Genomic DNA, 21,830 nt, shown 5'->3' with positions numbered 1-21,830 from the left:
GCCTTGTATTGAACTTGTATTCTTAAAATTCGCCCCCATAAAGCGAAAGTCTTTTTATTTTTGATTAACAACAAGGAAAAACTATGGCATTAGATTTTAATTCAGTCACTTTAGATAGCACAGAAGCAAAAGGTGGTTACGGTATCGGTTTACAAATCGGTCAACAATTATTAAGCAGCGGTATGGAAGTTGACGCAGAAGCAGTTGCTCGCGGTATCAATGATGTCTTAAACCAAAACCCTCCGGCAATTGACCTTAATGAAGTAACTGCAGCATTGCAAGAATTAGGTGCAAGAGCGGAAGCAGCACAAGCAGAAGCATTTAAAGCAATTGAAGCAGATAACAAAGCATTCTTAGAAGAAAATAAGAAAGCGAAAGGTGTCGTAGTGACTGACTCCGGTTTACAATACGAAGTATTAACGGAAGGTAATGGAGCAAAACCGACTGCAGATAGCACAGTACGTGTACATTATACCGGCTCATTAATTGACGGTACTGTATTTGACAGTTCAGTAAAACGTGGCACACCGGCTGAATTTCCGGTTGGCGGTGTCATCAAAGGTTGGACAGAAGCGTTACAATTAATGACTGTCGGTTCAAAATGGCGTTTAACTATTCCGCAAGAGTTAGCATACGGCGAACGTGGTGCAGGTGCATCAATTCCTCCATTTGCTACATTAATTTTTGAAGTAGAATTATTAGATATTCTATAATTGTTCTATTCTCCTTATTACACCTCTAGGCGTTAAACGCTTAGAGGTTTTTTCTTGACTAAATATTTCCCATAAATACAAGCGGTCTTTTTTACATTATATTTTCATAACAAAAGGTTATAAAAGATAGCTTCTTATACTTTCCATTTCCGCTCAATTCGATCCAGAATCTTTATCAATTTTTTAAGCATTTTGTCTTAACCTCACCTACTACTTACTATGAATTGGTCTTACGTTGTTAATGCGATTCCACGCTTTATTGACGCAGCAGTGATTACGCTCCAACTTTCATTTTGGGGGATTTTGTTGTCGTTAATTTTCGGCTTATTGATCGCTGTTGTTACCGCTTATCAAGTCAAACCGTTTAATCGCTTGGCTCGTGGGTATATTGAACTATCTCGTAATACTCCTCTGCTCATTCAACTCTTCTTTCTTTATTACGGCTTGCCGAAAATCGGCATTAAATGGGATGGTTTTACCTGCGGTATTATCACTTTAGTTTTCCTTGGTGCTAGTTATATGGCAGAAGCATTACGTGCCGGTCTACTTGCCGTACCGAAAGGTCAAACCGAGGCAGCAAAAGCGATTGGGTTAAACCGTTTTCAAGTATTTCGCTATATCATTTTTCCGCAAGCCTGGGCAGTATCCATTCCGGCTATTGGTGCAAATGTTCTATTTTTAATTAAAGAAACATCGGTCATTAGTGCGGTTGCTGTGGCGGAATTAATGTTTGTCACCAAAGATATTATCGGGATGGATTACAAAACCAATGAAGCCTTGTTCTTGTTATTTGCCAGCTATTTAATGATTTTATTGCCGATTTCACTGTTAGCTCGCCACTTTGAAAATAAAGTACGGAGTGCAAAATATGGGATTTGATTGGTTATTTGAAGGGCAAAATGCTGTCAGACTCGCACAAGGCTTATGGCTAACTGCCCAGATTTCATTTATTTCGGTCGGTTTATCCTTGGTATTCGGCACACTATTCGGCTTACTGATGCGAGCGAATAATGTATTTGTGCGTGCTGTTTGTCGTTTTTATTTAGAAACTATTCGGATTGTGCCGATTCTAGTTTGGCTATTTGCCCTCTACTTCGGGCTATCTACGTGGTTTAATCTGCATATCAGCGGTTTTTGGGTATGTATTTGGGTATTTACCTTATGGGGCGTTGCCGAAATGGGGGATTTAGTACGAGGTGCGTTAGCCTCCATTGAAAAACACCAAATCGAATCCGCCCGTGCATTAGGCTTAAATCGTTGGCAGATTTTCCAATATATTGAATTACCACAAGGCACATGCCGAGTGTTACCAGGGGCAATTAATCTGTTTACCCGTATGGTCAAAACCAGTTCGCTCGCCGCCTTAATCGGTGTGATCGAAATGGTTAAAGTCGGACAGCAAATTATTGAGAACGCCTTATTGACGAACCCAAGTGCATCCTTTTTTGTCTATGGATTAATCTTCGTTTTATATTTCCTGATTTGTTATCCGCTATCACTGCTTGCAACACGCTTAGAACATAAATGGGAGAGCTAAATGGCGTTACTTTCTATCCGTAATTTACATAAAAAATATGGCGAAACGGTTGCCATTCCCAATTTAGATTTGGATTTAGCCAAAGGCGAGGTCGTAGTGATTTTAGGCCCGTCCGGCTGTGGTAAAAGTACCTTATTACGCTGCATAAACGGCTTGGAAGAAAAACAAGGCGGTAGCATTGTGATGCAAGATGTCGGCGAATTTGGTAAAGACTTAAGCTGGGAAGCCTCTCGTCAAAAAGTCGGTATGGTGTTCCAAAGTTACGAGTTATTCGCCCATTTAAATGTAATCGAGAATATTTTATTAGGCCCGCTCAAAGCCCAACAACGTTCACGCCAAGAAGTCGAAGCCCAAGCGGATAAATTACTTGCTCGAGTCGGTTTATTAGATCGCAAAAACGCTTTTCCTCGAGAATTATCCGGCGGACAAAAGCAACGCATTGCGATTGTACGTGCCTTATGTATGAATCCGGAAGTGATTTTACTCGATGAAATTACCGCCGCACTCGACCCAGAAATGGTGCGAGAAGTATTAGATGTGGTGCTAGAACTGGCGGAAGAAGGTATGTCGATGTTAATCGTTACCCACGAAATGGGCTTTGCCGAAAAAGTGGCGGATCGGATTATCTTTATGGATAAAGGTGTCATTATCGAACAAGCACCACCACATCAGTTTTTTAAACAACCGCAAACCGAAAGAGCTAAACAATTCTTAACCGGTATGGATTATTAATTTATACAAGCGGTTAAATTTAGCTCATTTTTTACCAAATATATTAACGAGGAGAGTTCTATGAAACTTAGTACAACATTAAAAACATTACTAGTCACTGCAATGACTACTTTTGCCTTAACAGCATGTGATAATGCCAACAATGCTCAATCTTCAACAGCAAAAGATAGCGTGGCACAAATTAAAGAAAAAGGGGTCATTCGCATTGGTGTCTTCGGTGATAAACCACCGTTCGGTTATGTCGATGCCAACGGAAAAAGCCAAGGCTTTGATGTCGAAATTGCTAAAGAGATTGCTAATGACTTACTCGGCAGTCCGGATAAAGTGGAATTTGTATTAACTGAAGCGGCAAACCGTGTTGAATATTTGAAATCGAATAAAGTTGATCTGATTTTAGCTAACTTTACTAAAACACCGGAACGTGCTGAAGTAGTGGATTTTGCCGCACCTTATATGAATGTGGCGTTAGGTGTTGTTTCACCGAAAGGAGCATTAATTACCGATCTAAAACAATTAGAAGGCAAAACCCTATTAGTCAACAAAGGCACAACTGCGGATGCTTATTTCACTAAAAATCACCCTGAAATCAATCTGTTAAAGTTCGACCAAAATACAGAAACCTTTGACGCACTTAAAGACGGTCGCGGTGTGGCATTAGCTCACGATAATGCGTTAGTTTGGGCATGGGCAAAAGAAAACCCAACTTTTGATGTAGCAATCGGTAGTGTAGGTCCGGCGGAACAAATTGCACCAGCGGTACAAAAAGGCGATAAAGCCTTATTGGATTTCATTAATAAAGAAATCGCTGACTTTAAAACAAATGGTAAATTAAAAGCCGCTTATGAAAAAACTTTAGTACCGGTTTACGGTGATAAACCTGAGCTACTTGCAAAATAATCTATTCTCTTTACAAAAAAGCCCGAAGAAAGTCGCTATTTCTTCGGGCTTTTTGATTGACTAAAATTTACTTTATTCTTACTAAAGAGTACACTCTATATTTTTCTGAATAATTTACCAACCTACAATTCTAAACAAATTTAGCTATGGCAAAATCTCTCATTTTCTCTCGTGGAATTTTAAAGATTCCTTATATTAATAGCTTTTTACATAACAGCGAAATCGTTGCTTATTCTCGTTTTAAACCAACGATTAAGAGTGATAATGTCATTGGTTGGGGGCTTCGTCCTTCCACACAAAAGGCAAGAGATTATGCCAAACAACATCATCTTCCTTATATTGCACTGGAGGATGGTTTTTTACGTTCGCTTGGACTGGGCGTAATGAGCTATCCGCCCTTCTCTATGGTATATGATGATCTTGGCATCTATTACGATACAACACGTCCTTCTCGTTTAGAACAACTGATTTTAGCTTCGCATTTAAGTGCGGACGAATTGCATCAGGCAGAAAAAGCCATTCAATTAATCATTCGTCATCACTTATCAAAATATAATCATAATCTTGATTTTGTTTCAACAACCTCTGAAAACACAGAAATTGTATTAGTTGTTGACCAAACTTTTGGTGATATGGCGGTAAAATACGGTTCGGCGGACGAATCTCACTTCCAAAAAATGTTAGAAGCCGCTATCAATGAAAATCCGCAAGCTCAAATTTGGGTAAAGACACACCCTGATGTTATTAGCGGTAAGAAAAAAGGTTATTTAACCGATTTACAACGTTATCGTGATCGTATCCGTTTATTTGCGGAAGATGTGAACCCACTTTCGTTACTAAAACATATCGACAAAGTGTATTGTGTTACCTCACAAATGGGATTTGAAGCATTATTATTAGGTAAAAAAGTCGTAACTTTCGGTGTGCCTTGGTTCGCCGGTTGGGGCGTTACTGATGATCGCCACCCGAATATTGATATTTTAAAAACTGAGCAACGTCGTCAACCTCGCTCATTCATACAGCTATTTGTCGCCGCTTATTTACAATATAGCCGTTATATCAATCCGAATAATGGGCAAACCGGCACAATTTTTGATGTGATTGATTATTTAAGTAAAACTAAAATACTGAATCAACGTCTAAGTGGACATCTTTATTGCATTGGAATGTCCCTATGGAAACAGGCTGTTATCAAGCCGTTTTTTAATTTTCCGTTGTGCAAATTACATTTTGTTCGTTCGTTAAAATCATTAGAAAAACGACCGCTTGAAAGTGATGCAAAATTGCTGATTTGGAGCCAAGGGAAACAAGATATTTTAGCTTATGCTGAAAAGCATAACTTACCGCTTTTACGTATGGAAGACGGTTTTATTCGTTCGGTCGGTTTGGGTTCGAATTTGGTCGCACCATTATCGCTGGTGATTGACGATTTAGGCATTTATTTTAATGCTCAGACGCCTTCAAGATTAGAGGACATTCTATTACATCAAGAATTTAGCGAACAGGATTTAGCCTTAGCGAAAAAATTACAAACTCGCTTATTGGAAGCGAATATCGGAAAATATAATGTTGGTAACTCAGGTTTCCAGCTTAGTGTGACGGATAAACGAACCATTTTAGTTCCTGGTCAGGTGGAAGACGATGCTTCAATTCGCTTTGGCTCACCGGAAATTAAGAAAAACCTGGATTTACTGCGAAAAGTGCGTGAATTGAATCCTGAAGCTTATATTATTTATAAACCGCATCCTGATGTAGTAAGCGGTAATAGACAGGGACAAATACCACAGGAACAAGCGGTCGAATTTGCTGATGAAATTGTCGAAAATGCAAATATCTTAGACTGTATCAATCAGGTTGATGAGGTACATACAATGACCTCATTAGCCGGTTTTGAAGCATTATTACGTGGAAAAACTGTACATTGTTACGGTTTGCCGTTCTACTCAAATTGGGGCTTAACCGAAGATTATCTATCGCTCGAACGCCGTAATCGAAAATTATGCTTAGAACAACTTATTTCAGCGGTACTGGTGTATTATCCACAATATGTCGATCCGAAAAATGCGGCAATTATCGATGCCGAACAAGCGATTGAGATTTTACAACAACAAAAACAACAACTATCACATAGCGGTATTAAACGGCCGTGGATAGCAAAACAATTCGGAAAGCTAAAACAGCTTTACCGAGTATTACACTAAAATTTTTCTAAAGAGTATGACCGATGATTAACCATTATTTGGATGATTTGCTTGAAAACTCGGAGAGAATCCTGTTACTACAAGGGCCAATCGGGACTTTTTTTACAGACCTATCAGAATGGCTACGAACGCAAAATAAAATAGCATTTAAAATCAATTTAAATGCTGGCGATGAGTATTTCTACCCTAATACCATTGAAAATACTTTTGCATATCGAGATTCATTAGAAAATTTCTCTCAATACTTAACCGATTTTTGCTATCAGCATCAAATTGATAGTATTGTGTGTTTTGGAGATAACCGTAAATACCATAAAGTTGCAAAAACAGTTTGCCAAAACTTATCTATGAGTTTTTGGGCATTTGAAGAAGGCTATTTTCGCCCTAACTATGTTACTTTTGAAAAAACAGGGGTAAATGCTTATTCGCCTATTCCTCGTCAAGCTGACTATTTTATGCAGTTTCAGGAATTACCTGAACCGCCTAAACCACAGCATCTTGCCAAAGGTTTCTGTCCAATGGCAAAACTGGCGATTCAATATTATGTTTCAGCGTACTATCGTCGCCAGAATTATCCAAAATATCGACATCATCGTTTCCTAAATGTGTTGTATTACGTAAAACTATGGTCAATTTCCGGATTAAAGCGTTTACATTATTATCTCTATGATCTTAACTTTGCCAAACGTGTTGAGAAGGGAGAATTTGGTGAATTTTTCATTTTACCGTTACAAGTTTATGATGATAGTCAAATTCTAGTACATAGCGATTATCCTAATGTAGAAGCAGTGCTGAGAGAAGTGCTACTCTCCTTTGCGACTAAAGCCCCCAAACATTTAAATCTCATCGTAAAACATCATCCAATGGATCGTGGTTTTATTGATTATGGTAAGGTGATTGATGAATATATTGCACAATATCCTGATTTGAAAAAACGGATTCATTATATTCATGACGTGCCAATGCCGGTATTTTTACGTTATGGTAAAGGAATGGTAACGCTTAATAGTACCAGTGGTATTTCTGCCCTATTACACAATATGCCGGTTAAAATCTTAGGACGAGCAAATTATGATTTTGCCGGACTGACCTATCAAGGCAACCTGAACGATTTTTGGGAAAATCCGGAAAAACCAAATGATGAATTATTTAATGCTTATCGTAAATTTCATCTACATAAAACGCACATTAACGGTAGCTTCTATAACAAAGTGATTTTACGTTATCCATATAACCAAAGTTAGCTAATAAGCGGTTATTTTTCGAGATTTTGTTACCAATAAAAAAGACTGAGTAATTTGTTTTACGCAGTCTTTTTTTAATCATACGAAAAGTTAAAAAATCACTTCTAAACGCACAAAGGTATTAATAAAGTGGTTACGATCTTTATCTTTATCATTGTAGAAACTGATTTCCGGCTGAATGAATACCCAATGACGGAAAATAGGTTGACGATAACTAACAAATGGTCCGTAAGAATTAAATTTGGAGTAATTTTTATCAAAACGTCCTCCCATAAACACACCATAGCTCAAACGCTTAAGCGAAGTAAAATTATGTTGGCGATAAAAACTATTCCCCCACCCCGTTTCTTCATCAACATCGTGCGTATATTGCAAAAACGTATGATTCATAATGAAAGTATTTTCACTATCAATATAACGATTTTCTAAATTGGTACGCAGATAATGTTTACTATTAGTACCATAGCGATAAATTTGTTCTAAGCGAGTCCCAAAATTATCGGTAATCTCCCAAGTTTTGCTTAGACGTAAACGCCCAAAAATATCACCGCCCGAACGTAAACCGCCGTCCAAATCACTTTCAACCCCTAAACGCTTAATCTCGTTTGACCAACGTAAACCGATAGAAGCATTATCGTTACGTGCTTGGCGACTATCATAATTACGATCACGAGGCAGATTACGGTAACTTTGTCCAATATGGTTTTTATCACGTGCTTGGTTTTCCAAATCTTCATCACCAAATACCACGCTGACATGTTTTTTCAATACCGGTAATTTGATTTTACCTCGCACACGCGGTTTATAGGAAAAACGATCATGCTTATTCCATTGACTGTCTAACATCACCCGTAAACTGGCTGATGCCGGTTTATTCGGATCGGTTTCACCCAGCCAGTCGTTAATACCGTTTGACCAATCGTGTAATTTAGTACGCACCGAGTTACGTTGCTGATCCGCCCAAGTATTTTCGGTTTGATCGGTGTCATTCGCAAGAGCGGGAATTGAAAGAGTAGTAAATAATGCGATGCAGGTAAGTTTGAAATGTTTCATATGCGTAATCTTCATTCGGAAATTTGAGGTTATCATAATCCAAAGTCGTCGGTGATTCAAAAAATACATTTATATTTGGCTCATTACAGCCGATTATTTACTTAGCTCATTAAATGTATAGATTATGAATTTATTTCATAATTTTTAATAAAATGTTTCATTTTTATTCATGATTGATTTGCGTTAGATTATCTCTATTAAGGATTAGTCATGAAATTTAATACAGAGGTAATAATTATGAATATTCCATTCCACTACAACATTAAAACACTGAGATTTGATGAAGACTATTCACCGGCACAAAGCACACGCTTAACCACAAATTTTGCCAATCTCGCTCGAGGAGAACATCGTCAGAAAAATTTACACAATACCTTACGTATGATTAATAACCGTTTTAATGATTTCGTTCATTGGGATAATCCGAAAAATGATCGTTATGCGGTTGAGGTTGAAATTGTGTCTGCGGATATTGTAATTGAAGGGCAAGAGGAGCATTTCCCTGCGATTGAAATGCTAAAAACCTACATTGTGGATAAGCACACAAATCAACGTATTGATGGCATTGTTGGCAATAGTTTCTCATCTTATGTACGCGATTATGATTTTAGTGTTTGGTTAATCAACCATAATAAGAACCAAGAAAAATTTAGTGTGCCAGCTAATTATGGTGAGTTGCACGGAAAATTATTTAAATTATTAGTCGATTCAGAAGCTTATCAACAAATTTCGGCTAAAGCACCTGTATTCTGCTTAAGCGTAGCAAGTACCCGTACTTATACGCAAACCACTAACCACCACCCTATTTTAGGTACGGAATATACTCAAAATGCTTATTCATTAACCGATGATTACTTTGCGAAAATGGGGATGAAAGTTCGCTACTTTATGCCACCCAAATCGGTTGCCCCGTATGCATTTTATTTTACCGGCGATTTGTTGAACGATTACTCTAATTTAGAATTAATCGGCTTAATCAGTACAATGGAAACCTTCCAAAAAATCTATCGCCCAGAAATTTACAATGCTAACTCGGTTGCAGGACAAGTCTATCAACCAAGTTTAACCTACCAAGATTATTCATTGACCACCATTGAATATGATCGTGAAGAACGCACGCAATTAGCCATTAAACAAGGCGAATTTACCAATGAATACTTTATCAAACCGCATCGTGAATTACTGGCAAATTGGGCAAAAACGGAAGTAATTTAATAAGTTAAAGAGAATTTTATGAAAACATTATTACCAACCTCAACCGCCGGCAGCTTGCCGAAACCGTCTTGGATCGCTGAACCGGAAAAATTATGGTCAGAATGGAAATTAACTGGTGATGATTTACTGCAAGCAAAGCGTGATGCGTTACTTGTTTCATTACAAGAACAAATTCAAGCAGGCATTGATATTGTGAGTGATGGCGAGCAAACTCGCCAACATTTTGTAACGACTTTTATTGAACATTTAGAGGGTGTGGATTTTACCAAACGTGAAATTGTGCGAATCCGTAACCGCTATGATGCCAGCGTACCAAGCGTAGTCGGTGCAGTGCATCGTCCCAAACCGGTTTTTGTTGAAGATGCTAAATTTTTACGCGCTCATACCGACCGCCCTATAAAATGGGCATTACCAGGGCCAATGACCATGATTGATACGCTATATGATGGACATTACAAGAGCCGTGAGAAATTAGCATGGGAATTTGCCACGATTCTTAATCAAGAAGCAAAAGAATTAGAAGCAGCCGGTGTAGATATTATTCAGTTTGATGAACCGGCATTTAATGTCTTTTTTGATGAAGTAAACGATTGGGGCGTTGCGGCGTTAGAGCGTGCCATCGAAGGCTTAAAATGCGAAACAGCGGTACACATTTGCTATGGTTACGGTATTAAAGCCAATACCGATTGGAAAAAAACATTAGGTTCAGAATGGCGTCAATATGAAGAAAGCTTCCCTAAACTACAAAAATCAAACATCGATATTATTTCTTTAGAGTGCCAAAACTCTCGTGTACCGATGGATTTAATCGAGTTGGTACGTGGTAAAAAAGTGATGGTAGGTGCAATTGATGTCGCTACTAACGAGATTGAAACGCCAGAACAAGTGGCAGATACGTTAAGAAAAGCTTTACAGTTCGTTGATGCCGATAAACTTTACCCTAGCACCAACTGCGGTATGACACCGTTATCTCGCCAAGTTGCTCGTAATAAATTACAAGCCTTGAGTAAGGGGACTGAGATAGTGCGTCAAGAAATTCTGGCGACCAAATAAAGCATAAATAAAAATCCTCGTGCTTGAATATATTCACGAGGATTTTAATCTTTGAACACACGTTACTTATAACAAAAAACACTTAAAAATCAACCGCTTGTTTGATTTATCAGCTTACACAAGATCAATTACAGCATAAACATCTTCTTTGGTGCGGCAACGCAAAATTTTCTCAAGATTCACGCCTGTATCACTGTCAGGATCGTCCAATACTTGCGTAATTTCCATTAGCCCTTCCATATGTTTATCCGAATCGCTGCCAGCCAAAGTAATAAAAACAGATACAGGCTCATCTTCCCCATCAAAAGTGACCGGTTCTTTCAACGTCACCAAGGCAAATGACGTTTTAATCACACCTTCCTCCGGACGAGCATGAGGCATTGCCAATCCCGGAGCAAGCAAGATATAAGGACCCATTTTCTCAATATTTTCAATAATACTCGTATAATAACGAGGCTCGATTGCTCCCGATTTTTCCAATAAATCTGTGCCTAACTTAATCGCCGCTCTCCAATCTGACGCACTTTGATTGAGTAGGATAGAATCATTCTCAATAAGAGACTCTTTTAACATAACTTTGCTTCCTCTAAATTAAGTAAGATTTTACTCATAATATTCACGTCATTGCTACTCACACAATGTTATTTTCTCTTACAAATAATACATATCCCATTGAATTATATAGGAATAATATCATTATCACTTACATAATACTCTTTAGGATAAATGAGATAAATAAACTTTTTTAAGAAATTAGAGATAGATCACATTTCTCATCAACACACCACATCAAAAAAGGTTATGATTACTCTTGATTAGATTATCTTATATCACTTTCCAAGACAGCAAATGAGAGAGTAAAAATAGGAACATAATAATGAACGAAAATTTTAGACATAAAAAATTATTGTCCTTACTGGAAGCAAAGCAAATGCTTTCTACATTGGAAATTATGAATCTTTTAAATATCTCACCGGCAACCGCCAGACGAGATATTAATAAACTGAGCGAACAGAAAAAATTACGTAAAGTGCGTAACGGTGCAGAAGCAATTAACAAACATACGTCATTAACACAAGAAAAAACCATTAATAATTTGGAAGAAAAACGCCGTATCGCCGAAGCAGCAAGTAAATTATGCAAAGAGGGAGACAGCGTGATTTTAACCTGTGGCTCCACGATGCAATTATTAGGGCAGGTACTATGCGGTCAAAAATTGCAAATTATTACTAATTTTCTACCGCTTGCCAATGAGTTAATTGAGCAACAACACGATGATGTAGTGATTATGGGCGGACAATATAATAAAAATAAGCAAGTCACGCTTTCACTTAATCAACAGAACGAATTTATGTATGCGGCAAATATTATGTTTACCAGCGGTAAAGGTTTTACCCAAGAAGGGCTGTTTAAGACCGATATGATTATTGCCAATTCAGAAGCACAAATGTCATCAAAAGCCAGTAAATATGTCGTGTTATTGGACAGCACTAAACTGGGTAAAGAAATCGGTATGTTATTTAGAGAGATTGATGATGTGGATATACTTATTACCGGCAAAGAAGCTGACCCTAAAATGCTTAAACTTATTCGGGATAAAGGAGTGGAAATCATTCTTGCTTAAATAACAAAGCCACCCAAAGGGTGGCTTTATCGTACTAATCACTTAGATTGAAATTAACGAGCTTGATTTAACGGAATTTCCGCATCCGGTTCGTTTGAAATACGATTACGTAAATCACGGCGAATTACCTCAATCGTCCAGAACCAGAAAATATGACCCACTAATTCAGAAATGTGTTCATATAAAGGCCATTCCGCTACCGGTGGTGTTAAACCTAATGCTGGGAATGTAATGTAGTGTACACAGATATTTGCGATGATACCTGCACCGATACCTTGCCAGAATTTAATTTTCGGGAATACTTCCGCAACTAAGCAATAACCGATCGCAAACACTAATGAGAAAATCATATGGGTTACACCGATTGAGTTAAACGGATGATCTGCAAAAGTAAATGCAACTGTATTATAAGGGTCGATACCGATATAATCACGTAAGAACACCGCCGGAGGATTTAATACCGCACGTGAACATTGTTCTAATGCACTATTCATCGCTAAAGAACCTGAATTTAACGCATCTAAAACAGGTTGTGGACAAGCTGATTGGAATAAATCAATCGGGCTACGTGGTGGGAACGGATGCTCTGCACCCCATTTAACGAATGCTGAAATAATACCGGCAATAATACCTACGAATACCGCTAAACCGTAACGACGACGGCTAGGGTTTGTTTGTTCGAAAAGACCCATAATAAGTTCCTAGGAAAAAATAAAAAGAAAAAATTTGTGGTTATTTTTGGCAATTAAATCCAAAAATATGAACAATATTTTCTCTCTAATTGATATAGATTTCAATCTATTTGTAATGATAACGTTATCAGTTTTGTTCTAAATCAAATTGTTAAGTTATAGATAAATAAAGCGGTCAAATTTACCTAACATCTTGCAACTTAACCGCTTATTAACTGAAATATATCCTATATTATTTCTATTGTATTTTTACAATAACTTTTCTTATTTCTTTCTTCTTCAGAAAAAATGATTTCCTTACTCTCTCTTAACAGTAAAGGTCTTTCCCAAAAAACATCTTTTTTCACAACTTTTGCAGGTATACCTGCAATAACGCAGTTATTAGGAAACTTATTTCGTACGATTGAACCAGCCCCAATCACAGAACCATCTCCAATAACTGAGCCGGCTAGAATCATTGCATTATATCCAATCCAAACATGATTACCGATATGAATATCTTTTGACATATTAATTCGCTTACCCGTATTCACATCATAAATCGGATGTGCATCATCCGTACGAATCTGATTATTGGTTGCAAACATACAATCTTCACCAATCGTTAATTTGGTCGATTCTGCAATAGTCATATAGACTGGGTTTGTACAAGTTGAGTTTTTGCCTATTTTTAGTGTGCAACCGAAACCTAGCCGCCAGTTCCCCATTACTCTCACATTGTCATCAATGATGATAACATTATTATCCCCTAGACATTCAATAAATACATTTTTCAAATTCGCATTAGGAGAAATAGAAATTTGATTATTCGCACCAAAAAACTGAAAATGAACATTAACCAAGTTTGACGGAGCAATAATTTTATTATTCATATCATCATAATAATTACCTAAGATAGCCGTTTTTTGCTTGCTATTCTGAACAGGAACTCTCTTTATATAATTCTCCGCATCCTTAACTAGGGTAGAAAAAATTTCACAGATTTTTTCCGAAGAAAGCGATTTAATATGATAGAAGAACACGTTGTTTCTTTCGGATAATTTGAAGTTAGGGATAATTTCATTGATATTCTCTAATTTATTTCTATCACGTCTATATAAATAAATGGCCTCATCTTTAACATTTAAACTTATTGCTAATTTGACTGGTGATGATGACGATACAACGATTTCTTTCTCCCAATAAATAGATTGTTCTTGATACATTTTTATACTGTATTCGGGAGAGGATAATTCCTGATTTATGTTTTGGTACAATGCTTTAATATCCATTTTTTTCTCCTTAAGAATAGAAAAGCTAGATTGACTAAATCTAGCTTTCTCTTTTTATTTATTTTTCCAAATAAACACTATTGCTGATAACTTTCAACATAGATTGACTATTCGAAGCAATTGTATTTAACCTTGTCTTAAGTGGCACACAAGCAGATTTATCTACTAAATTGATATTGATATATACGCTATATTTGCCAGATGGAATATCCGAAATATCCACACCTTTATATTGATAAGTCGTAAACCAACCTTTGTCATAAACAACTAAGTTTTTACCATCAAATAATTCTCTAGTTAATTGTGGTCTATGTGTTTTGGCTAAATTCTTAACAATCTCTTTGCCTTCTGATTTAAATACTAACTGATACTCTACATCAGCATATTCAACCAAATCATAACCTCTCAGGATAGCGACGCCATCAACAAATAATACATTACCCTTAATTTCTGCCTTACGTAAATCAACAAAGGGTTCTCCTGTTGCTTCTTTAGGCGGTAATGGTTGGGTTCCAAAGAAATTTACTTCTCCATTATTAAATCGAGGTGTTGCCTCTGAAGCCAAAGAATAATAAATACCTAATAACAATGCCGTATGATGAGAAGTGATTTGATTATGCTCTCTTGCAAAACAGGAATATGTCTTTAATAAATTAAAGTTCTTATATTTTCTTAAATCCTCTAGGATAGGCTGAATCTCGTTAGGATATTGAATATCCGCTTCTGATGTTAATAAGTAAATATTACGATCAAATTTCGTATCTTGTTTTAACTTTTGAACAATTAATTTATCTAAATGTGCAATTCTTGTTGGCGTAATTTTGCCTAACATATGCTCTGCAACGTGTACCCAGTTTTTGGCTACATAACTACCGATTTTAGTTTGTGGCACCGTTGTAACAATATTTGCTACAGGCAATTTTAACCCATAATAAAGTGCTGCTGCTCCACCTTTTGAAAACCCTGTTACGGTTACGTTATCAAAAGTTAAATTTAACTCACTCACTTTATGATGAATAAACTCAGTTACAGCCTCTTCAACGGAAAAGTCCATATTCATACATAGATAGTAAGTATACATCCCTGCAAAGCTATCATTAATCCAAATAACATTAGCAGGGCAATCATTTAAAGCATTTCCAAAGTCATAATTACCCGGTGTTCTGTTTAAAAAACCGGAGAAAACAAAAATGAGATGCTTAAAATCAAATTTATTTTGCTTTTGTTTATAAATAACGGAAATTCCATTACTTGCTTTATAGGTTTGCTCTTGTAGCATACATTTCCTCAAAGCCCCTCTCGGGGCTTATTAATTATGGTTTATTTTGACAATGTGGAAAAAATAGCAAGGTTTTGTTGCTTATGGTTATTAGGGAATCTTGCAATCATTGTTCTATAACAATCTTTACTTAATTTCGTATTACCCATTAATAAAGCAAACTCAGCAATTAACTCCCAATATTCATAGCTATGCTCCATAGTTGGTTTCACATAGTATGTATCTAGTTCCTCAAACTGGCCTAAGCGATAATAGCTTAAACAAATAGGATACAACAATTGTTCTTTTTGTTCGGTTGCCAAGGTTTGTGCAATATCTAGAGCTTCCTGCCATTCACTATTTTTAATCGCAACATTAAACGCCAATAATCTCAATGCCTCATTAGATGGATAACGTACTAATGCAGATGGCAATTTCTCAGTTAAATCCGATACTTTATTATCAAGCCACAATGCCGAAAAATATTTTTCCGACATATTCTCATTCATTGCTTCAATGTCATTATTAAAGGCTTTCTCTAACTGACCGATAGCTTTACCATAATTTTGTTGAGCTAAAGCTAATTTAGCAATTTCAATACGAAGATCAAATAAACCTGCTGAATGTTTTTCAAAAGCAACTAATTGTGAATGGGCTTTTTCAAACAACTCTAATTTACGATATGCTCTTGCTAACAATAATTGTGGTAAATATACTCTTAAAGTCGGCAGTGATAATTCATCAACTTGTTCTTGATATTCAATAACAGCTTGCCAATCTTCATTGCTAACCGCTTCCCACAGTTTCAACATAAGTGCTTGCTCATCACTAAGCGGTAAATTTTCTACCACTTTTTGCAAGCCTTTTGCTTGTTCAAACTGCTCGAGCATAATATTACTTTGAAGCAGACGCATTTGCTGTTCAACAGATAACTCTTTTTCTGCAGATAGCCATCTATTAATATCCACCCAATTATTTTGAGAAAGAGCAACGTCTAGACTTGCCTTCTTAAACATTGCTTCATCAATCGGATTTTCAGATAAAAATTGTTCAGCCTGCTCTTTATTTTTCTTACCTATCATTAATGCTTCGAAATGCATTACTTTAGCTACTTTTTGTTGTTCTGGTGTGCCAATCTCCAATAATATTGCACTACGAGATTCAACTAGATCCCAAGCCTTATGCTCATAAGCAGATTGTAAAGCATTCGCTACAATTTCTGTATCTAACTCCTGAGAATCAGGCTCATCAAGTGCTTTGATTGCTCGATAAACACGTTCGCAGTTATTTTCATCTCGAAATGCAAACGTTTTATTAATACGAGTAACATACATTGGATCGGATTTTCCTTGATTATCTACAAGTTTCTCCAATTCTAATAATAATTGTTCTTCCGTACGAGCAATTGAACCAAAAGCATCTTTGTCATAACTGAAATAACCTTTTTTATAAGTATGGCTTGCTCCACCAAAAACATCATCATAATCAAATTGATAGTATAAAATTGCTTTATTTAAATAGGCCACATCAAATGCTACTGACGAATAATCAGTAATTAAAATACTACTTTGCTGGAATAATGCTTGAATATTTCCTTCTGAATATTTGTAAATACTAATATAGTCAGGAACAGTAAACTCATCCATATATTCCTGCACACTTGGATGTGGTGCAAAAACAATTTTATATCCTTGATTATATACTTGCTCTAGCAGTTTACTATTTACAAAGTTATGCCAATGAATAGCATAATTTGTTTTCATAAAATCTGGATTTCTTTTGCGTTTTGTTCCTGAAATATATTCCCCAACAATAGTACTTCTCCAAGTTGGCATAATAAGTATTTGCTTAGTATCATTTACATTCCCTTTTAGTAAATTATCATAACGTGGGAAGCCTGTAAGCTGTACTTCCTTTTTACCAAACTTATACGCTGTACCATTTGCCTGAATAGAATTATATTCAGGCTCAGTAGCAGTAACTAAGATATTTATTTTCTTAGTGTTTAACCAAGAAGATAAATCATCTTTTGTTATTCCATGTTGTAAAAAAATATAATCTTTATCCTCTAACGAATTATCTTTAAAATAATGTGTTATATATCCATCAATATGACTACTAATTATTTTTGAACAATCTCTTAACTCTTTTTCAAATTGTGATGAACCGAAAGCCAATAAATTAAATCCTTCGGATTTTAATCTATCCCAATCTGATGAACTTTCATTTAATGCAAAATAAATTTTTTGACTAGGAAATTCTCTATTAACATAACGATATAAATGTTCTGCATTATCATCAGCCTGATTATCTCTATCAATAAAAATCCATGCATCATTCTTTATTGTAGATTTTTTAGCAAAAGCATCTCTAACAGCTTTAAGCCCTAATTTATCATATTGTTTTCCTGCAAAGGTCAATTTAACAATCTTATTATTAAGATAAAAAGATAGTTCATTTGCATCTGCTACAGAAATCCAACTACGGTATTCTTTGGTATATAGATGACCTAAAAAATCATAGGTAACTTCTTTTTGATATGTAGGAAGAACATTCTTATCATCCAAAACATATTTAGTTAATTCATTAAAATTTGAATAATACTTAATTAAAACTTGATCTTTCTTTAAATCAAAATCTTCAATATAGGCAATTTGAGAATTTGGCGATTTTTCTTTAAACAAACCTAATAATGCTACCTTTTGAAACCACCAAGTACCTGCCAAATTAAAACGTAATATTGTCTTTTCATCAATATAAGAGAAAATTTTAAATAATAACTCTACAAAGTTTTCCTTCTGTTCATCTGTCAAATGGGAAACAGCATTAGGGTTATTAACAATACGTCCGAAGTACCAAATAATATGATAAAGTGCAATACGTTGAATATGCTCAGGTATAGTGCCAAATTTAGATTTGGCATCTTCTAAGATACCGATACACCCTTTTTCTAAAACTCTTGAAAAGAGTAATGGATTTTTCCACGCCCCATCTAATGTTGATGAACCATCATCTCTTTTACGATAAAAATAGCTAATGTCTGAAATAAAACCAACTTTATGCTTCCTATTTGCATTTAAAATATAATCTGTAACAAATTTTGCATCTTCAAAACTTGGTTTCATTTCTTCATCAAAGAATAAATTAGACTTTCTAATTTCTTTAATTTTGAAAATGGCTGTACTTGCCGAAAGTTGTAAGTGATTCTTTAAATCTTCAATAAATAATGCGGTATTTCCATTAGCAAATCTATATTTCAATGGATGAGTATCTTTAAAAATCTTTTTATCTTCAAAATAAAATACTAACGGGCAACCAATTAGCGCAATATCCTTTTCTTTATTAAGATAATTGTCAATTTTTTGGAAATAATCTGCAGAGATAAAATCATCAGGGTCAATAAATGTAACCCATTCAGTTTGAACATGTTCTAAACCTAAATTACGTGCAGAAGCCTGTCCACCATTCTCTTTATAGAAATAGTGAATATTATCTGGATAATTTTTTTTCCATTTCTTAATAATTGCTGCAGAATTATCTGTAGAACCATCATCTACACAAATAATTTGAATATGTTTTTTAAAGTTTAAACTCTGTTTGACAATGCTATCAAAAAAATCATCTAAATATTTTTCAACGTTATAGACAGCAGTAACAATTGTAAAATGATGAGTACCATCATGTTTTACATTTAGTGTTTTTTTCCATTTTGTACTATGTTTAAAGTACATATCTTTCAAAAATAGATCCGGATTCTTTACCAGTTTATTCAACTTTCTTTTAAATTTATTGTTCATTGTTTATCCTTAAAGTTTATAGTACTCAGAGAGCATTAAAATCAATTTCTCTTGGTAATTTTCAATCGCTTTTTTACTGTTAAAATCATTAGCACAGAATGAATGAGGTTCATCGCCTGTTGATTTCTTAAGCAAAAGCTTACGATACAAACTAATAGCATTTGGAGATCTAATATTAAAGTAATAGCAGATATCCATTCGAGATGTTGCCTTTCCTTCAAAGTACATTAGCCAAGGAATTAAGAAATTAGCAAAATTCAAATCCCTATTTGTCCTTAATTTATTAGGTAAAAACTCTAGAATTTCTTGCTTATAACGTTCCCATGCGAGTTCATACATACTTTTTTTCAGAGGGATATAGGTATGCACGAGTGGAGAATCAATATTCGTATTGTAGTACTTATTCAGTAAACGAATGCTACGTTCCGAAGCAGAGAGTGTTGGGGTAATTGTTCCCTTTTCTCTCATTTTTACGAGGCTTTTTTCCGATATAAAAATCGAAGCAATGCCATTCACTTGGAAAAAATGTTCTGCTTGAAGTTCCCTTGCAACGAAAACATCATCGTTAAAATAGATAAAATTTTCACTTAGATTAGGGATTTTATGTAGAAATGCCTCAATGACATGAGAGTTAAATGTAGGAAGATATTCTGGATCTATAATATCCTGATGACTAATAAGGGTAATTTTATCTTGATATGACCCATCTAACCATTTAGGTCTTTGATTATCCGTGACAATAAATACATGTCTAACCCAAGGCATAAATTTTAGAACACTATGCACCGAATAATACAGTTCATTGTGATCTTCAAATCTAGCACGGTCTGTCGCATACAACGCAGATTTTGCCTGGTAGACTGGCACATATTGATTATATTTTGATTGCCATAACGGATCCGAACCATCCACCCACGTAAACACAACATCAATATCCGATTGATGATACGTATTTTTTTGGATAATTTTATCTAATTTTTTACCTGCTTCTATTAGACTAGACTCTTCGGATTCTGAAAAAGGTAGCTCTGTATTCTTAATAGGGTACTTTTTATTTAGAAAATCCCTAAAAAAAATATGAGGTCTTTTTAGTAATTTAGAAAATTTTCTATTCATTATAATATTTTCTCAATCTTATTTAATATAGCTTTGGAATTATACTCTCTTTTTAGCCCCCTTTGCTTTAAATTTACTTTCTTTGCAAATAAAATTTTGATCCATATCAGCACTGCAATTTCAGCATTAATCAACATTTTATTTTTTAATTTTATCTAGATTTTGAGTTATACTAAACAGCGTTAGTATTCCTTATATATTAAAGAGACATTAATTAAATGAAACTACTCAAACCTAGACTACTCATCTCTTTGGGATTAGCGGCTAGCTTAGTCGCTTGTTCAAATTTACCAACATCAGGTCCAAGCCTAAAAGAAGTTACTGAAGTTAATGAGAACGAACAGCAGCAAGGGCAGAATGAAGTCAATCTAGTTCAGCTCAATAACTCTGTAGTAAACCATTTATATTCACTCCAAGAGAGCCAAAACTTCTCCGGATTTTCTGGCATAAGTAGCGGATCAAATTATTCAGGTTCTGCTAATATCGGTGATGTCCTCGAAATTTCTATTTGGGAAGCACCTCCGGCAGTATTATTTGGCGGTACTTTTAGTTCTGAAGGACAAGGTAGCGGACACTTAACACAGCTCCCGCCACAAATGGTTAACAAAAATGGAACCATCAATGTGCCATTTGTCGGTAATATCCGTGTGGCTGGAAAAACACCAGAAGCAATTCAAGCTCAAATTACCTCAGCTTTAAAACGCAAAGCAAACCAGCCGCAAGTATTAGTTAAAATTGCAAATAATAATTCATCCGATGTTACGGTTATCCGTCAAGGTAGTACCGTACGTATGCCATTAACATCAAATAATGAACGAGTATTAGATGCCGTTGCGGCAATTGGTGGTACAACGGAAAATATTGAGGATGTAACAGTTCAGCTTACTCGTGGTAATCAAGTCAAAACTCTTGCGTTTGAAACACTAATAGCAAATCCTTACCAAAATATTACGCTACGTTCCGGTGATGTCATCTCATTGTTAAATACCCCGTATAGTTTTACAGGTTTAGGAGCTGTGGGTAATAATCAACAGATGAAATTCTCAAGTAAGGGGATTACCCTATCTGAAGCTATCGGTAAAATGGGAGGCTTACTTGATCATCGTTCCGATCCTAGAGGTGTATTTGTATTCCGCTATGTGCCGTTTTCTCAACTAGATATGGAACAACAAATGGAATGGGAAGCAAAAGGTTATGGGGTTGGAATGGATGTACCGACCGTATATCAAGTCAACTTACTTGAGCCTCGTTCTCTGTTTTTAATGCAACGCTTCCCAATTCAAGATAAAGATATTGTGTATGTTTCAAATGCACCATTGTCTGAATTCCAAAAATTCTTGAGAATGATTTTCTCGATTACTTCACCAATTACGAGTACAACTAATACTATTCGTGCATATTAATACATTGAATTGATAAGGATAAAA

General features: G+C 35.6%; 18 protein-coding genes. 11 read left to right on the top strand and 7 right to left on the bottom strand.

Going from position 1 to position 21,830, the window contains the following annotated elements; all coding sequences use genetic code 11:
- The first annotated feature begins 83 nt into the window (after positions 1-83).
- From NYR60_RS07890 to NYR60_RS07860, 7 genes are all read left to right on the top strand, one after another.
- Positions 84-713, top strand: a complete 630-nt coding sequence (locus NYR60_RS07890) for an FKBP-type peptidyl-prolyl cis-trans isomerase (RefSeq protein WP_279466575.1) — start codon at positions 84-86, stop codon at positions 711-713.
- Positions 714-932: 219 nt separating this feature from the next.
- The gene (locus NYR60_RS07885; protein ID WP_279466572.1) at positions 933-1,592 is read left to right on the top strand and encodes an amino acid ABC transporter permease; all 660 of its coding nucleotides are present in this window, start codon (positions 933-935) and stop codon (positions 1,590-1,592) included.
- On the top strand, positions 1,582-2,250 hold the full coding sequence (locus NYR60_RS07880; protein WP_279466570.1) for an amino acid ABC transporter permease: 669 nt from the start codon (positions 1,582-1,584) through the stop codon (positions 2,248-2,250). Before NYR60_RS07885 ends, NYR60_RS07880 begins: the two co-directional genes overlap by 11 nt.
- Positions 2,251-2,982 carry an amino acid ABC transporter ATP-binding protein gene (locus tag NYR60_RS07875; RefSeq protein ID WP_279466568.1) on the top strand — a complete coding sequence of 244 codons (732 nt, stop codon included), beginning with the start codon at positions 2,251-2,253 and terminating at the stop codon, positions 2,980-2,982.
- A 60-nt stretch (positions 2,983-3,042) separates the two neighbouring features.
- The gene (locus tag NYR60_RS07870) at positions 3,043-3,879 is read left to right on the top strand and encodes a cysteine ABC transporter substrate-binding protein (RefSeq protein WP_279466567.1); all 837 of its coding nucleotides are present in this window, start codon (positions 3,043-3,045) and stop codon (positions 3,877-3,879) included.
- Between the two features lie 146 nt (positions 3,880-4,025).
- On the top strand, positions 4,026-6,080 hold the full coding sequence (locus tag NYR60_RS07865) for a capsular polysaccharide biosynthesis protein (RefSeq protein ID WP_279466566.1): 2,055 nt from the start codon (positions 4,026-4,028) through the stop codon (positions 6,078-6,080).
- Positions 6,081-6,103: 23 nt separating this feature from the next.
- Positions 6,104-7,324 carry a capsule biosynthesis protein gene (locus NYR60_RS07860; protein WP_279466564.1) on the top strand — a complete coding sequence of 407 codons (1,221 nt, stop codon included), beginning with the start codon at positions 6,104-6,106 and terminating at the stop codon, positions 7,322-7,324.
- A gap of 90 nt (positions 7,325-7,414) precedes the next feature.
- Here the strand turns inward: NYR60_RS07860 and NYR60_RS07855 are convergent, their stop codons facing one another.
- On the bottom strand, positions 7,415-8,377 hold the full coding sequence (locus NYR60_RS07855) for a hypothetical protein (protein ID WP_279466563.1): 963 nt from the start codon (positions 8,375-8,377) through the stop codon (positions 7,415-7,417).
- A gap of 237 nt (positions 8,378-8,614) precedes the next feature.
- Here NYR60_RS07855 and NYR60_RS07850 point away from each other — a divergent pair, with 237 nt between their 5' ends.
- Complete coding sequence (locus NYR60_RS07850; RefSeq protein ID WP_279466562.1) at positions 8,615-9,592, top strand: putative oxygenase MesX; 978 nt, start codon at positions 8,615-8,617, stop codon at positions 9,590-9,592.
- An 18-nt stretch (positions 9,593-9,610) separates the two neighbouring features.
- Positions 9,611-10,645: a methionine synthase gene (locus tag NYR60_RS07845; RefSeq protein WP_279466561.1), complete on the top strand. Its 1,035-nt coding sequence runs from the start codon at positions 9,611-9,613 to the stop codon at positions 10,643-10,645.
- Between the two features lie 114 nt (positions 10,646-10,759).
- Here NYR60_RS07845 and NYR60_RS07840 read toward each other — a convergent pair whose 3' ends face one another.
- Positions 10,760-11,218 carry a PTS sugar transporter subunit IIA gene (locus NYR60_RS07840; RefSeq protein ID WP_279466560.1) on the bottom strand — a complete coding sequence of 153 codons (459 nt, stop codon included), beginning with the start codon at positions 11,216-11,218 and terminating at the stop codon, positions 10,760-10,762.
- Positions 11,219-11,522: 304 nt separating this feature from the next.
- Between NYR60_RS07840 and ulaR the strand changes: the two genes are divergently transcribed.
- Positions 11,523-12,269: an HTH-type transcriptional regulator UlaR gene (gene ulaR / locus NYR60_RS07835; protein ID WP_279466520.1), complete on the top strand. Its 747-nt coding sequence runs from the start codon at positions 11,523-11,525 to the stop codon at positions 12,267-12,269.
- Between the two features lie 53 nt (positions 12,270-12,322).
- On the opposite strand, the gene NYR60_RS07830 is transcribed toward ulaR, so the two are convergent.
- From NYR60_RS07830 to NYR60_RS07810, 5 genes are all read right to left on the bottom strand, one after another.
- Positions 12,323-12,961 (bottom strand): YagU family protein, encoded by a 639-nt coding sequence (locus tag NYR60_RS07830; RefSeq protein WP_279466558.1) that lies wholly within the window; start codon positions 12,959-12,961, stop codon positions 12,323-12,325.
- A 227-nt stretch (positions 12,962-13,188) separates the two neighbouring features.
- Positions 13,189-14,232 (bottom strand): acyltransferase, encoded by a 1,044-nt coding sequence (locus NYR60_RS07825; protein ID WP_279466556.1) that lies wholly within the window; start codon positions 14,230-14,232, stop codon positions 13,189-13,191.
- Between the two features lie 58 nt (positions 14,233-14,290).
- Positions 14,291-15,511 carry a hypothetical protein gene (locus NYR60_RS07820; protein ID WP_279466555.1) on the bottom strand — a complete coding sequence of 407 codons (1,221 nt, stop codon included), beginning with the start codon at positions 15,509-15,511 and terminating at the stop codon, positions 14,291-14,293.
- 41 nt (positions 15,512-15,552) lie between these two features.
- Positions 15,553-19,287 (bottom strand): CDP-glycerol glycerophosphotransferase family protein, encoded by a 3,735-nt coding sequence (locus tag NYR60_RS07815; RefSeq protein ID WP_279466553.1) that lies wholly within the window; start codon positions 19,285-19,287, stop codon positions 15,553-15,555.
- A 9-nt stretch (positions 19,288-19,296) separates the two neighbouring features.
- Positions 19,297-20,403: a stealth family protein gene (locus NYR60_RS07810; RefSeq protein WP_279466552.1), complete on the bottom strand. Its 1,107-nt coding sequence runs from the start codon at positions 20,401-20,403 to the stop codon at positions 19,297-19,299.
- 218 nt (positions 20,404-20,621) lie between these two features.
- Between NYR60_RS07810 and NYR60_RS07805 the strand changes: the two genes are divergently transcribed.
- Positions 20,622-21,806, top strand: coding sequence for a polysaccharide export protein (locus NYR60_RS07805; RefSeq protein ID WP_279466550.1), 1,185 nt, complete (start codon positions 20,622-20,624; stop codon positions 21,804-21,806).
- Positions 21,807-21,830 lie beyond the last annotated feature (24 nt).

Source organism: Actinobacillus genomosp. 2, assembly GCF_029773605.1.
In the GTDB taxonomy this organism is placed as follows: Bacteria; Pseudomonadota; Gammaproteobacteria; order Enterobacterales; family Pasteurellaceae; genus Actinobacillus.
This window is presented reverse-complemented; position numbering and strand designations above follow the sequence as displayed.